The sequence below is a fragment of the Halobacillus mangrovi genome (assembly GCF_002097535.1).
In the GTDB taxonomy this organism is placed as follows: domain Bacteria; phylum Bacillota; class Bacilli; order Bacillales; family Halobacillaceae; genus Halobacillus; species Halobacillus mangrovi_A.
Window position 1 is genome coordinate 2569693 of record NZ_CP020772.1, and the last position, 14533, is coordinate 2584225.

15 protein-coding genes are annotated in these 14533 nt (G+C 40.1%); 4 read left to right on the forward strand and 11 right to left on the reverse strand.

Going from position 1 to position 14533, the window contains the following annotated elements:
* Positions 1-214 precede the first annotated feature (214 nt).
* The 4 genes from HM131_RS12665 to HM131_RS12680 all read right to left on the reverse strand — a co-directional run bounded on the left by HM131_RS12665 (position 215) and on the right by HM131_RS12680 (position 5325).
* A complete protein-coding gene (locus HM131_RS12665; RefSeq protein WP_085030108.1) occupies positions 215-2047 on the reverse strand; it encodes an ABC transporter ATP-binding protein in 1833 nt (610 codons plus the stop codon).
* Between the two features lie 16 nt (positions 2048-2063).
* Complete coding sequence (locus HM131_RS12670; protein WP_085030109.1) at positions 2064-3821, reverse strand: ABC transporter ATP-binding protein; 1758 nt, start codon at positions 3819-3821, stop codon at positions 2064-2066.
* A gap of 419 nt (positions 3822-4240) precedes the next feature.
* The gene (locus tag HM131_RS12675) at positions 4241-4693 is read right to left on the reverse strand and encodes a redoxin domain-containing protein (protein WP_085030110.1); all 453 of its coding nucleotides are present in this window, start codon (positions 4691-4693) and stop codon (positions 4241-4243) included.
* An 89-nt stretch (positions 4694-4782) separates the two neighbouring features.
* A complete protein-coding gene (locus tag HM131_RS12680) occupies positions 4783-5325 on the reverse strand; it encodes a peroxiredoxin (protein WP_035544400.1) in 543 nt (180 codons plus the stop codon).
* Positions 5326-5640: 315 nt separating this feature from the next.
* Between HM131_RS12680 and HM131_RS12685 the strand changes: the two genes are divergently transcribed.
* Positions 5641-6486, forward strand: coding sequence for a mechanosensitive ion channel family protein (locus HM131_RS12685; RefSeq protein WP_085030111.1), 846 nt, complete (start codon positions 5641-5643; stop codon positions 6484-6486).
* Positions 6487-6532: 46 nt separating this feature from the next.
* On the opposite strand, the gene HM131_RS12690 is transcribed toward HM131_RS12685, so the two are convergent.
* From HM131_RS12690 to cbpB, 6 genes are all read right to left on the reverse strand, one after another.
* Positions 6533-7822, reverse strand: a complete 1290-nt coding sequence (locus HM131_RS12690; RefSeq protein ID WP_085030112.1) for a hemolysin family protein — start codon at positions 7820-7822, stop codon at positions 6533-6535.
* 51 nt (positions 7823-7873) lie between these two features.
* Positions 7874-8116 (reverse strand): YkuS family protein, encoded by a 243-nt coding sequence (locus HM131_RS12695; protein WP_085030113.1) that lies wholly within the window; start codon positions 8114-8116, stop codon positions 7874-7876.
* Positions 8117-8192: 76 nt separating this feature from the next.
* A complete protein-coding gene (locus HM131_RS12700; RefSeq protein ID WP_085030114.1) occupies positions 8193-9308 on the reverse strand; it encodes an N-acetyldiaminopimelate deacetylase in 1116 nt (371 codons plus the stop codon).
* Between the two features lie 52 nt (positions 9309-9360).
* Positions 9361-10080 (reverse strand): 2,3,4,5-tetrahydropyridine-2,6-dicarboxylate N-acetyltransferase, encoded by a 720-nt coding sequence (gene dapD, locus HM131_RS12705; protein WP_085030115.1) that lies wholly within the window; start codon positions 10078-10080, stop codon positions 9361-9363.
* Positions 10081-10148: 68 nt separating this feature from the next.
* Entirely contained in the window at positions 10149-11624 is a 1476-nt protein-coding gene (locus tag HM131_RS12710; protein ID WP_085030116.1) for an MDR family MFS transporter, read from the reverse strand.
* 72 nt (positions 11625-11696) lie between these two features.
* On the reverse strand, positions 11697-12167 hold the full coding sequence (gene cbpB, locus HM131_RS12715; protein ID WP_085030117.1) for a cyclic-di-AMP-binding protein CbpB: 471 nt from the start codon (positions 12165-12167) through the stop codon (positions 11697-11699).
* Positions 12168-12426: 259 nt separating this feature from the next.
* On the opposite strand from cbpB, the gene trhA reads away from it, so the two are divergent.
* Positions 12427-13062 carry a PAQR family membrane homeostasis protein TrhA gene (gene trhA, locus HM131_RS12720; RefSeq protein ID WP_085030118.1) on the forward strand — a complete coding sequence of 212 codons (636 nt, stop codon included), beginning with the start codon at positions 12427-12429 and terminating at the stop codon, positions 13060-13062.
* A 47-nt stretch (positions 13063-13109) separates the two neighbouring features.
* Here the strand turns inward: trhA and HM131_RS12725 are convergent, their stop codons facing one another.
* Complete coding sequence (locus HM131_RS12725; RefSeq protein WP_085030119.1) at positions 13110-13544, reverse strand: DUF5392 family protein; 435 nt, start codon at positions 13542-13544, stop codon at positions 13110-13112.
* 314 nt (positions 13545-13858) lie between these two features.
* Here HM131_RS12725 and HM131_RS21085 point away from each other — a divergent pair, with 314 nt between their 5' ends.
* Together HM131_RS21085 and HM131_RS21090 are read left to right on the forward strand one after the other, a co-directional pair.
* Entirely contained in the window at positions 13859-14098 is a 240-nt protein-coding gene (locus HM131_RS21085; protein ID WP_232324777.1) for a DUF6198 family protein, read from the forward strand.
* 87 nt (positions 14099-14185) lie between these two features.
* On the forward strand, positions 14186-14497 hold the full coding sequence (locus HM131_RS21090; RefSeq protein WP_232324778.1) for a DUF6198 family protein: 312 nt from the start codon (positions 14186-14188) through the stop codon (positions 14495-14497).
* Positions 14498-14533 lie beyond the last annotated feature (36 nt).

The following is a 14533-nucleotide window of genomic DNA, read 5'->3' on the forward strand; positions in this document are numbered from 1 at the left end:
CAGTATAAATGGTAGAAAAGATCTATGGTGAAGATGTTCATGACTATTTTGTGACAAACTTCACAATCTATATAATTTACAACTATCATATCTTATTTGTGAAAAACTGGCGAAGAATATGCCTGACTCCTTTCCCTTTTCCCTTTCTTACATATGAGTTAACTTTAAATCGAACATTAAAAAGAGACACCGGAGTACGGTGTCTCTTCTAACTTTAAATGGCGTCAAGCATTTGAAATTGTGCCTTAACCAGCTCGTAGTATTCTCCTTTTTGGTCCATCAATTCATCGTGAGAGCCATTCTCTAAGATTCTACCATTTTCTAGAACAAATATATTATCGGCTTCCCGAATCGTTGACAGACGGTGCGCAATGATAATGGCTGTTCTACCTTTTAATAATTTCCTGAGTGCCGTCTGAATTTTCATTTCCGTTTCTGTATCAATACTCGCGGTTGCTTCATCCAAGATCAAAATTCTTGGATCCGCCAGCAAGGCGCGTGCAAAGGATAACAACTGTCTTTCACCTGCAGACAGAATGTTCCCTCGTTCTTCGACCTCCGTTTCATATCCATTGTTAAGACGCATGATGAAGTCCTCTGCTCCAACAACACGAGCTGCTTCCTTAACTTCTTCATCAGAAGCGTCAGGACGTCCAAACCGAATATTTTCGATGATCGTTCCGGAAAAAATAAAGGTGTCTTGCAGCACGACACTGATTTGCTGGCGAATGCTATCGATCGTGGCATTTTTTAGATCCACTCCATCAATTTTGACAGCTCCCTTTGTCGGATCGTAGAAACGACTAATTAAATTTGCAATTGTAGATTTTCCTGAGCCAGTATGACCTACGAGGGCAACCGTCTGCCCCTGCTTCATTTCAAGGTTAATGTCATGGAGGGCAATACGTTTGTCATCGTAAGCGAACTGCACATGATCAAATTCAATGTGGCCCTTCATATCAGTCAATTGCTTAGCATTAGTCTTTTCTTCAACATTTGGCTTTTCATCAAGGAATTCAAAAATTCGTTCAGACGCAGCCATGGCCATTAAGAGCTGATTGTACATCATTCCAAGTCTTGAAATCGGTTCCCAGAACATCCCCAGGAAAAAAGCGAATGATACGAACGTACCAATTTGAATGTCCCCTTGCAAAATTAGTAAAGCCCCAAAAGAAATGAGGATGACCGTACCCACAGCATTACTCATTTCTACAAAAGGACGGAACATAGCACTCTTTTTCGTTGCTGTACGCCACGAACGAAAGTTATCCATATTTACACCATCGAAATATTCGGTGTTCTCCCTTTCTTGTGAGAAAGACTGCGTAATCCGGATCCCTTGAATACTCTCATTTAAATGAGAATTAAGGCGTGATTGTTGAATTCGTACATCCTGCCAGGAACGACGAATATTTCTCCTCAGCTTTGTTGAGATATAGAACATAATCGGCATGATGATCATGATTGCCAATGCGAGCTTAGGACTTAAGGCTAGCAGGATCACAATAATCCCTGTAAGCATCACAATATCCATCAGCAAATTGATAATCCCATTTGTAAATAGCTCTTGAAGAGAGTTAATATCATTCATAATACGAACAAGGATCGAACCTGCTGATCTAGAATCGAAAAACCTGTGCGATAAACGCTGGACGTGTGAAAATAGATGCTGACGCAGATCATAGATCACATTCTGTCCTAGAATATTGACATATTTAATTCTTAAAGCATTGCCAATATAGCTGAGCAAATAAAGGATCGCGATTCCTATAACAAGTTGAATCAATAAATTAGTATCACCATTATTAATGGCGATATCAATGGCAACTTTACCAATTAATATAGGAACGACCAGCCTTACAATGGTAGATACAAGCATTGCAATGATTGAAATCGGAAGAAGTTTCTTCGAATATGGTTTAACATATCTCAACAGCCGCCACATTTGAGCCCAGTTAAATGGTTTCTCAACGGCTTGATCCTGAGTATATTTAAATCGATTGAGATGTTTATTCGTAGTCGGCTTGTGTTTAGGTTTTCGTGCCAAAATAGTCTCCCCCCTTTTATGAAATATGAGATGCTTTTAAGATTTTTTCTTTATCCTGATATTGAATGTCGTAAATACGCTGGTAAGGACCACCATTTGAGACTAGCTCCTTATGCACCCCGCGTTCTTTTATGTCACCGTCATCAAGAACCAAAATTTCATCTGCATGTTTTAAAGAAGAAATCCGGTGTGCAATGATGAATGTTGTTCTTCCTTTCATAACTTCTTGTAACGCTTTTTGAATCTGGAATTCTGTTTCCATATCTACCGCTGAAGTGGCATCATCTAATACTAAGATTGCAGGATCAATTAAGATTGCCCGTGCAATGGCGATCCTCTGTTTCTGGCCACCAGATAAGCCCATCCCGCGTTCTCCTAATAAGGTATCGTATCCTTCAGGCATCTCCATAATAAAATCGTGGGCTTGAGCTCTTTTAGCTGCTGCTTTCACATCTTCAATTGTCGCATCTGGATTTCCATAAGAGATATTTTCCTTAATGGTGGTAGAAAATAGGAATGACTCCTGAAGAACGAATCCTATGTTTTTACGGAGCGTTTTCAGCCCATAACTCTGGACAGGTTTACCGTCAATCAGCACTTCTCCTCGTTCAGGTTCATAAAATCTCGTGATCAATTGTGTAATACTCGTTTTACCAGAGCCTGTAGCCCCGATTAAGCCGATGGTCTTTCCAGGAGGGGCATCAAATGAAATTCGCTTCAATGCTGAATCGTCATCTTCTGCATAAGTGAGCGTTACATCATTAAAGGTTACATGTCCCTTCAATCGGTCCTGTACTATAGCATCTTTTTTCTCCTGAATGTCCTCCTCAGCTTCAAGGATTTCCAATAGGCGTTCGCCTGAAGCTTTTGACTGAGAAAATAAGTTAATCACAAATCCCAGGTTCATTAGAGGACCTAGAATATACCAGACTAGGCTGAAGAAAGCGACCAGTTCACCTAATTGAAGAGGTCCGCTAATTACTAAGTAACCTCCATAGGCCAGCAAAGCTACGACAGACACATTTCCTATGAATTCCATTAGAGGGAAGTACTTAGACCAGATGTTGGAGGTATCGATATACTTCGTGCGGTAATCATTACTACGCTTATCAAATCGGCCAATTTCATAATCTTCCCTAGAAAGCGATTTCACTGTATTCATGCCGCTAATATTCTCTTGTACACGTGTATTCAGTTTTCCAAAAGACTTTCGAATTTTACGGAATGCAGGGTGAACACGGCGGTCAAACCTATAAACAACGATAGCTAAAAACGGCATGACAGCCATAGTCACTAAGGCTAGCGGAGGGGAATAGTAAAACATGACGCTTAAACTGATGAATATTAATAGGAAGATTCTTATCAATTCAGAAAATCCAAAGGAAAGAAAAAAGCGGAAACCTTCTACATCTGCTGTCAAACGTGACATTAAGTCACCGGTTTTCGCATTATCGTAATATTTGAAAGACAGACGCTGAAGTTTCTGATAAAGTTCATCACGCAAGGAATACACAGAGCGAATCCCAAAATAATCCCCTAAGTATTGGTGAAAGTATGTGGCGACACCTTTGACAATCATCAAAATGATAAATATAGCACTAATGTAAGGGATTAGGTTGTATTGCTCTCTTATTATTACGTCATCAATTGTTCTTTGCAGTACGATAGGATAAACAACCGTTATCGCTGTTACAAAAAGCAGTGAAAACAACGACCATAGGAAAAACTTTTTATTAGGCCAATAAAACTGCTTTAACTTTTTAAAGGTATTCAAAGGTCTCCCTCCTCCAAAATAATTTTTAACGTAATTACTAATATATCGGGTATCGAAATATTTTTCCACCCATTTGATTCAATTTTTCCAAAATTTTATCGATTTCATCCTATGGTCTGAGTCTCCCTTCATTCCTTTGTTGTATCTTCTATCTCAGCATTCTAGTTTAGATCCCAGGGAGGTCGGTGTAACTATCGTCAAATGCCGATAGTCCAGGAATGTACTTAGCTGAACACGCGTGTCCTCTCACGAACTGAATATTCAGGATTGTGAGGCTATTTTGATTCATTAAGATTTTTTAACGCTAGTTATGTAATTTTGTTTCCTTTTGAAAAACAGCTCTCTAAATAGAAAAACTATAGTAACAAAAAAAAAAGCAATCCCTCTACTATTATGGGGATTGCTTTTAAAACATTCGATTATTTTTGGTTGACGCCTAATACACGGTTCACTCGCTTACGAAGCATTTTCATACCTCCACCGCCTGCCTGGAAGTGACGCAGATTTCCTTCTTCATCAAATACATAGTATGCAGGCACGTATTGGTTTTCGAACGCGTCTGTTAACGCGTGCTGGTTATCTACGTAAATCGGTTGGGTTATTCCATGTTCTTCCGCTACTTGTTTAATTTGATCAAGGTCCAAATCTTTCTCAGAGCGTGGCATGTGAACAGCGATGACATTTAAATCGTCTTTATACTCATCACGAAATTCATTAACGTTAGGCATCGCTTCTTTACATAGTCCACAACTGACAGACCAGAAGTGAATCAATGTAGGCTTTCCTCCGACTAAATCCTCTTTCTTAAGTGGTTCGCTGTTAAGCCACGCGGTTGCTTCTGGCAGCTCTGGCATTGGTGATCTTAGTTTCATGAAGATCATCCTCCTTTTTAATAGGTAGAGAAAAGGGTCTAACGCTCATGGTTAGACCCTAGAAACTTGTAATTCAATTCAACTGAAGCTTATAGGGTTTCTTGACCTGGCTTCCAGTTTGCTGGGCAAAGACCGCCAGTTTGAAGTGCTTGAAGCACACGTAGAGTTTCGTCTACATCACGGCCAATGTTGTTGTGGTTTACAACTTGATACTGAAGTTCACCTTCCGGGCTAATAATGAATAGTCCACGAAGAGCTACACCTTCATCTTCAAGAAGTACACCATAGTCGCGGGATACTTTATGATTCGTATCTGCAGCTAGAGAATATTGAAGGTCACCGAGACCATTGTCTTCGCGAGAAGTGTTGATCCACGCTAAGTGTGTGTGGATTGTATCTGTAGATACCCCGATCACTTCTGCATCCAGATCTTCGAATTCATCGAAACGATCAGAAAGCGCCGTGATTTCAGTCGGGCATACAAATGTGAAGTCCATTGGGTAGAAGAAAAGGACTGTCCATTTGTCGTTTTTCATGTTCTCTTCAAGAGATACTTTACCGAATTCTTTGTTAGGAAGCACTGCATCCATTTCAAAGCGTGGTGCTTGTTTTGCTACCATACGTTCTGCCATTTGAAAATCCCTCCGAAAAAATTGTTCATGTATTTTTTCTCACATACTCTAGTATAACGAGCGGGCTGATTATAGTCAATGTTAAGTAATAGTAAATTTAATTTGCTGAAAATTAGGTGTTTACCTGCTCATTCTACTAGTATGGATGCATTTGGTTCTCATTAAACAATATTTAGTCAAGAAAGTAAAATCATTTGCATAAAAGATTTTTTCGACAATAATCTTGATTTATTTTACATTATTAATTGAAAACCTGTACACTATTCCGATATTCTATTAAAAGGACATTTAAGCTAATTGGAAAGGAGTTCAATTATGAATCTATTTGAAGAAGGCTTTGTCTTCAACCCCTCTGTGGTTGTAGAATGGCTGATCACTGGCGGTTTAAAAATACTTGTTTTACTTATCGCCTTTGCAATTATTAAACCAATAGGAACGAAAGCAATCGAAGCAGCTATTAACCGAATGAGTTCACAGAGGAAGCTGTCTGAAAGAAGAAACAAGACACTTCAAAAACTTACTGTTAATATATTCTCCTACTCGCTATTTTTCATACTAGTGATTATGCTTCTAAGCACGATTGGTATTAATATTGGCCCTCTTCTTGCCGGTGCAGGTATAGTGGGCTTGGCAATCGGGTTTGGCGCACAAGGTTTAGTTTCAGATGTCGTTACCGGTTTCTTCATTCTTCTAGAGCGTCAAGTTGAAGTGGATGATTATGTTACAGCTGGCGGCTATGATGGAGTCGTTGAAGAAGTAGGTATTCGTACAACAAAAATACGCAGTTTTGATGGCACTTTAAATTTCATACCTAACCGTAACATTTCAGGGGTAGCTAACCACTCGCGCGGAAACATGCGTGCCCTTGTCGATATTGGCATTGGTTACGATGAAAACATTGATGAAGCGATGACTGTACTTAAAGAAGTTGCTGATCGTTTCACGGAAGATGAGCGTTTCAAAGAAGGACCTGATGTCCTTGGTGTTCAAAGCCTTGGCTCTTCTGATGTTGTTATCCGTATTCTTGGTAAAACGGAGAATATGGAACAGTGGGGAGTTGAGCGTGACTTAAGAAAAGCAATGAAAGAAGCTCTGGATGAAGCAGGCATCGAAATCCCGTATCCACATCAAGTCTATGTACACAAAAACGAAAGCGAATAACACCCATTGACACAGTGAAAGCCCGGTTCTATAACCGGGCTCTTTCTTATTCTGCATCTTCCCATACTTCGACTTTTTTTATTTGTCCGTTTTCCATATCAAGGATTTTAAATTGCAGCTCTTCTCCGCTTACAACCGTGCCTTCTTTCGCATCGTAATCCTTAGTATAAATCCAGCCGGAAATAGTATCGATATCTTCATGGCTTAGCTCAACATCGAAAAACTCATTAATATCCGCAATAGATGTTTTACCTTCTAATAGGTAATGACCATTTTTCAAGCGCTTAATCTCACGCTCTTCACCATCATCGAATTCATCCCGTATTTCTCCCACAATTTCCTCAATAATGTCTTCCACTGTTACAATACCTGCGGTTCCTCCATATTCATCCATTAGAACTGCGAGATGAGTACGCTCTTTCTTCATTTTAACAAGAAGATCATTAATAGGGACATTTTCAAATACCTTGAGGGCAGGGCGAAGAAACGGTTTAAGGGTTCCTTGCTGTTCCACATCTTCGTAAAAGAATTCTTTCATATGAATAATGCCTAAAATGTGGTCTTTATCGTCATCCACAACAGGATATCTCGTATAGCGATTATTTCTCATTACACGGATGTTTGTTGAGATTGAATCGTTGATATCCAGCACGGCCATTTCAGTCCTTGGAATCATAATTTCTTTCGCTGTCCTGTTATCAAATTCAAAAATGCGATCAACGTACGTGTATTCAGAACGATTGATTTCCCCTTGCTGGTAGCTTTGGGTCAAAATATACCTTAATTCATCTTCTGAGTGGACTTCATCTGATTCTTTGGCGGTCTGAAACCCAAACAGTCTAACAAGGACGTTTGCCGATCCATTAAGCAGCCATATTAAAGGGTACATCAATTTACTGTACAAGATTAATGGCCTAGCTAGTAAAAGCGTGATTCTTTCGGCTTTTTGAATGGCTAGAGTTTTAGGAGCCAATTCTCCTAAAACGACATGTAAGAAAGTAATGACAAAGAACGAAATACCAAAACTTATCGTATGAGTCAATCCAGAAGGCAGTTCAAACCCTTCTAATAAGGGGTTAAGAAGGACCACTAGAGTTGGCTCCCCAAGCCAACCTAAACCTAAAGCAGTAATCGTAATTCCAAGTTGACACGCTGAAAGATAATAATCCAAATTTTTTGTTAATTTTAATGCATTTTTAGCTTTTTTATCACCTTCAGCTGCCCTGGCTTCCAGTCTTGTTTTTCTTACCTTTACAATTGAGAATTCACTTGCCACAAAAAAAGCGGTTAAAATAATTAATATGGCTACAGCTAAAAGCTTAATCGTAGTTTCCATAACATCTCTCTCCCTATCTATGTACTGGAGGCAAAAGCCCCCAAATGGCTATCAGGAGAAACGACTATCAATTTCTTGACAAATCTCATCCGCAGTGCGGCCATGAGCGCTAATGACAGAGCCTTGTGTCTCCGCATCCATGACCCCCATGACATTCTGATCTTGACCTGAAATGACACAGCAATCACAGCCAGCAGCGTCCTCCTGATTTTTAAGTTCTACTAATTCATACCCTTTTTGCTGTAGCGCTGAACGTATATCACTTAAATTCTGTTCAATTCCTATCTTTTTCACAACATCCACCTCCTGCCTAGAGTAAACGTACACCTCTAGTGTTTACTTTCAGCATAAAGGTATTCATGTTTACGCTTTATAGTTTTCTGAGCCCCAGCTCTACAATATCGACACCTACAGTTAAGGCCTCTTCTTTGGGAGTGAGTGTTGACTGATGGAGCCCTGCTTCTGAGTCGACCCCAAGCCAGAACATAAACCCTGGTATTTCCTTTAACATGTACCCGAAATCTTCTCCAGTCATCGCCATTTTTGCTTGTTGGTAAGTATAATCTGTATCCTCTACAAGGGTTTGAAATGCATCAACTGCAGCTGCATCGTTGAATACTTGATGGTAAGTAGAACCATAGTCAATAGAAATTTGACAATCATTAGCGATCTCATACCCTTTGGCAATTTTTTCAATTTCTATTTTCACACTATCCATTGATTCGGGTGATAAAGTCCGTATGGTACCTTCAAGCCTTGCTGATTGGGCAATGATGTTTTGTACAGTACCGCTTTCGATTTTTCCTATTGTAATGACAGCACTATCCAAAGGGTCTACTCTCCGGGCTACGATTTGCTGTAAATGAGATAAAAAAGAACTGGCAGCTATTACCATATCATGGGTTAGATGAGGAAACGCCGCATGGCCACCTTTTCCTGAAAAGTCTATAAATAGTTCGCTTGTGTTCGCAAATAAGAGTCCTGGCTTTGTAGAAACCGTTCCTACGGGTAAGTCAGGAGCAATGTGCAAGGCAAAGATTTTATCTGGTCTAAATTTTTTCATCACGTCAGATTGCATCATCGGTTCTGCTCCGCCTGGTCCTTCTTCTGCAGGCTGGAACAAAAAAACGCAATGGTGCTCTGCAGGATGTTCTGCTAATCGTGTCAAAGCTCCTAAGGCAATTGTCATATGAAAATCATGCCCGCAGGCGTGCATCTGACCTTTATGATCCGATGTGAAGGCATAGCCGGTTTCTTCTGTGAGAGGCAACCCGTCAATATCGGCTCGATAGCCGATCGTTTGTCCACCGACTGTTCCTTCTACTTTTACAATGATCCCTGTTTCCCATGTTTCCACAGTTAGATGTTCCTGGGGAAGCTTTTCTATATAATCTAACAAATACCGCTGAGTTTTGAATTCCTGAAAACCAAGCTCCGGAATTCGGTGCAACTCTCTCCGTATTTTGATTAAATTCTCGTTTTTCACCTGTATCTCTCCCTTAAAAGAAAAGCCTTGCTCATAAGCAAGGCCTTACCGTTTAATTATCTAATTTGCGTAGCTCTTGTTTGATTTCAGTCTTCGATTTCGTTTGATCATCGATTTCTTTAATCACTTTTGCAGGCGTTCCAGCAACCAATGTGTTAGGAGGTACATCTGCTGTTACAATCGATCCGGCGGCTACCACAGCCCCTTCTCCTACAGTAACCCCTTCCAACACAACAGCATTTGCGCCGATTACTACTCCGTCCTCAATAACGACAGGTTTAGCAGAAGGCGGTTCAATGACTCCCGCTAGAACTGCTCCAGCTCCGATATGACAATTTTTCCCTACCGTTGCACGGCCACCAAGAACGACGTTCATATCAATCATCGTTCCTTCACCTACTACTGATCCAATGTTGATCATGGCCCCAAGCATAATGACCGCTCCATCTCCGATTTCAACTTGATCACGGATGACAGCACCAGGCTCAATTCGAGCGTTAACCTTTTTCAAATCAAGTAATGGAATAGCAGAATTCCTACGGTCGTTCTCAATCACATAGTCATCAATTTGGTCGGCATTCGCTTCAAGAAGCGGCTGAATGACTTTCCACTCTCCGAACAAAACACCTGATTTTCCGCTGATAAAGTCTTGAACTTGTTCACCGAAGTCAATACCCTCAAGTTTTTCACCTTTGACATATACTTTTACCGGCGTGGACTTTTCACTATTTGAAATGAAAGAGATAATTTCATTAGCATCCATTTGTTTCACAACAACGTCCTCCTTATGTACTGATAAAATCTTTCACCCTTTACTTTATCAAAGGATTATGACTATTTTCAATCTTCTTGTTTAGGTAATTTCAGGATTAAAAAGAAACTGATAATCGCTAAGACTAACAAACCTATATATACCATATGCAGCCCGCTGGCTAAGGCGTCCTGTAATATATTTAGAGCTTTTGAGCCAAGTGCTTCTCTATCTGCTTCCTTGAGCAGCTCATTCGTGGAATCGACAGTATAGGAATCAGGCAGACTGGAATCTTCAATACTCGCCTTGATCCTCCCATTCAAAATCCCCCCTAAAAGAGCAGCACCGATCGCACTTCCGATTGTACGCATGAACATATTTGTTGCGGTGGCAATTCCACGCGTTTTCCATCCCACACTATTCTGGATGGATACGATAAACGAAGTGGATGAGAGTCCCATCCCAATACCAATAAACAGAGATCCAGATGCCGCAAACCATGGTCCTTTTTCCGGACTTAACATGGAAAAAAGAATTCCCCCGATAATTAATGAAACCCCTCCAAGGATCGAGGTCGGTCTAAATCCTATCTTTAATAAAAGGTGACCTGCGGAAGTCGAGGCAATAGGCCAGCCGATGGACATTGTAGTTAACGTAAATCCAGCAATTATGGCAGGCTGTTCCATCACGCCCTGAACAAATGCAGGGAGATAACTCGACACACCAATAAGGATCATCCCTGTTGTTAATGAAGTAAGGTTAGCATAACGTATTGATGGAATCGACCATATATGAAAAGGCATCATTGGTTCCTGTGCTTTCCGTTCCTGCTGCATGAATAAGAGAAATCCTCCCACTGCAACAATAAGTAAAATCAGCATTGGAAAGGAAACCCATGCTATTCTGACTCCCCCTTCAACTAGAACAACCATGATCGAACTAACTGTGAGAACCACCCAAAATGAACCAGCTACGTCCACCGAGCGCTTTTCTTTAGTGACTTTCTCGTCGAAGAAGTAAATGATTCCTACCATGGCAAGGAGGCCAAGAGGTATGTTCATCCAAAACACATAATGCCAACTTAAAATATCAACGAAAAACCCTCCAAGTGCTGGTCCTGTTACTGCAGAGATCCCCCAGACACTTGCAAGATAGCCTTGAATTTTCGCGCGCTCTTCCTTTGTATAAATGTCTCCTACGATGGTTGTTGCAATGGGCATTAAGGCACCCGCACCTAGACCCTGGATTAATCTCGCCCCAATGAGCACCTTCATGGATGGGGCCATTGCAGATAAGACAGCTCCTACAAGGAACAAACCTATTCCAGTAAGGAATATGGGTTTACGCCCGAAGATATCAGAGAGGCGTCCGAACAACAATACCGTTGCTGCATTTGTCAGTAAATAAGCTGAAAATACCCAGCTATATAAACTGAAACCGCCTAAGTCTGAAACGATGCTTGGCATCGCTGTAGAAACGATGGTCGCTTCTATCGCTGCTAAAAACATTGCAAGCATAATCGAAGCTAACACATAACCACGATTTTTTATGTATCGATCTTCCATAGACTTTCCCCTTCATCCAAAAAAATAGATGGCATCATGATGATGCCATCTATTCTAACATAGGTTTATTCATTAGTCGTTGTCGTTTAATAGATGTTTAAGTGTTTCGTGATAATGCTTACTAAACTGCTTCAAAATCGTCCGGCGAGTTACGATTCCATCAAATTCTCCATCCTCGTTTGTAACACAAACAAAAGGAAAATCAATTAATTTATGCAGGGCATCAATCATATTATCGTCTAAATTCAGACAAGGTACATCTGTGTCCATAATTTCTTTAACTTGAATTTCCGATAGCCGGTTAAGTTCAAAGTCTTCAATCCCCAATGTTTCTTCTAGAATTTTTGTTTTGCTAATAACCCCTTGAAATTTATACGTAGGGTCAAGAACCGGAACAGCTGAGTATCCAGATTTTACAAGGACAAGCAAAGCATGTTCCAAAGGATTTCCTACTTGTACGTGGGCCACTTTCTCAGAAGGTATCATAATATCAGATACCTGAGGAATATCAAGTTCCAATCTTTCTTTTTCTAAACTTACCATAGTAATCTTTCACTCCTTTATATCGAGCAACTGAAGGAGCAGTTAGAGACGCTCTTGTGAACCATGAATAGTTTAACATACATCGAAACAAATCTCGACCTGCAAATTCCGACAAACCTCTCCTTACAAACTCTTTAGCCCTATTCTTTACCCCGGGCATCCAACTGGATAAACCTGTAAAATGATTTTTTCCTTTGATAAGTTTTTTCTAAGGCGTATAATGGAAACAATCCACCGATATTGGAGCTGAATTAGAATTATGACCACTCATACATTTTCAAAACGCGAAGAAATCGCCAACGCGATTACCCACGGCATCGGTGCGATATTAAGCGTAGCGATGCTTGTTCTCTTAATTGTTTTTGCAAGTATTGAAGGGAATGCCTGGCATTTAGTCTCTGTAACGATTTATGGAATCACGATGCTTTTACTTTATGTATCTTCGACGCTCGTTCATAGTTTCCCCCCAGGAAAAGCCAAAGATCTCTTTGAAATTTTTGACCATTCAGCCATTTATTTGTTTATCGCAGGAACCTACACTCCGATTTTACTCGTCCCACTAAGAAGTACCCTCGGATGGACGCTGTTCGGTATCGTCTGGGGAATGGCGATACTTGGGATCATATTTAAAGTGTTCTTTGTGAAAAAATTCGTTATCCTATCCACCGTTTTTTACGTGCTGATGGGATGGCAAATCATCCTTGCATGGGGCCCATTGACCGCTGAAGTTCCAGCGGCCGGAATTACTTATCTAGTTGTCGGTGGGGTGATGTACTCCATAGGCGCCATTTTTTACGTATGGCGAAGCTTTACCTATCACCACATGGTCTGGCACTTGTTTGTTCTTGGAGGATCAATACTCCATTTTTTCTCTATCTTCTTTTATATCATTTAATGAAAAAATGCTCAGGCATACGTCTGAGCATTTTTTATTATAAGGAATTACTTATCTGTCTTCAGCCGCCGCTCTTCCTCTAAAAACTCAGCAAAGAGGTTTATCGAAGAAAAGGGCTCCTTTACAATCAATTCCATGTAATTTTTTCTTTTATGTTCATGCATGACTTCGGTTTTTCGAATTCGTTCCTTAATGAATTGAACACTTGTGGCTTGAATTTCTTTATATAGAAATTTAACTTCTCTTTGAAGGGCAAGTCCAAACGCACCTACGATACTAAAGAAGAGGAGAGGAAAGATGTAAATGGGTTCTGTCTTTCCAGCTAAAAATAAACTAAGTATATTAATGAAAGAAATAGGTATTGCGATGAAAGATAGTAATGCATATCCTCTCATTTTTTTGAAAAGCGGCTTGGTGACTTTATCCAGTTCTTTAAATTCATCTACAATATAAGCGGGCAAATGTTTATGTTTAGATTTCATGTGCTCCCAACTTTCTTCAATCTAAATGGCTCTTTTCTTTCATCTTTACCCATAAAAATAGCGATCTATACCATGAAGTATAGATCGCTTTACTATTTTATGACACTCGCTTATTCAAAAGAAATTAGCAACCAAGCACCTCCATATTTCATTCATTATCTTCTAATCTCAAATTGTTTAAATAAAACCTGCCTTTATTATTTTGCAACCTGTAATAAAGTTCATAAAAACTATTGACCCGCATTTCCACGACTAATAAAATTGCCGAATAATAAAATTCCATGCTCGATATGTATAAGAAAGTTCCGGGTAAAATGATCTATCGAATGTCTATTTATATACTAGGAATGGTTATTAATTTTTTTGGTGTGGCCCTATTAATCAACGCTACACTAGGTGCAGGTTTCTGGACAGCCCTGTTTACAGGGCTATCTGATCGGTTTGGCTTTACCGTCGGGATCTGGTATGCGCTTTTTCAGCTTCTCTTCATTTTCATTAATAGTTGGCTGACTAAACAAAAACCGGAAGTAAGAGCGATCATGCCACTCGTCTGAGAAGGTCTGATCTTAGATTTTGGGGTAGAAATCGTCTTTAAAAACATGAGCCTAGTCTCAGCACCATTTGCTCTTCAGGTGATAACGATGGTAATCGGAATTAGTTTCAGTGCATTAGGAGTAGCCATCTATATCCTGCCACAGCTTCCAAGAGCACCTGTGGACCAACTGTTTCTTGCTATCGCAAAAAGGTTTAACATCAGTCTCCGTATGAGCCAGACTTCTGTCGCGGTAACTACCTCTACAAGTGCTCTCTTGATTGGAGGCCCCGTCGGACTAGGGACGATAGCAGGAGCCGTTTTTGCCGGACCGCTTATCCAGTACTTTTATACTTCAGGTTATCCATTGTATTATTTGTATCACCCTTACTATCAGAAGAGATTTGAGCCTGTCTTTTAAATAGAAGTTTAAGATGATTCCGTATTATTTATGCAA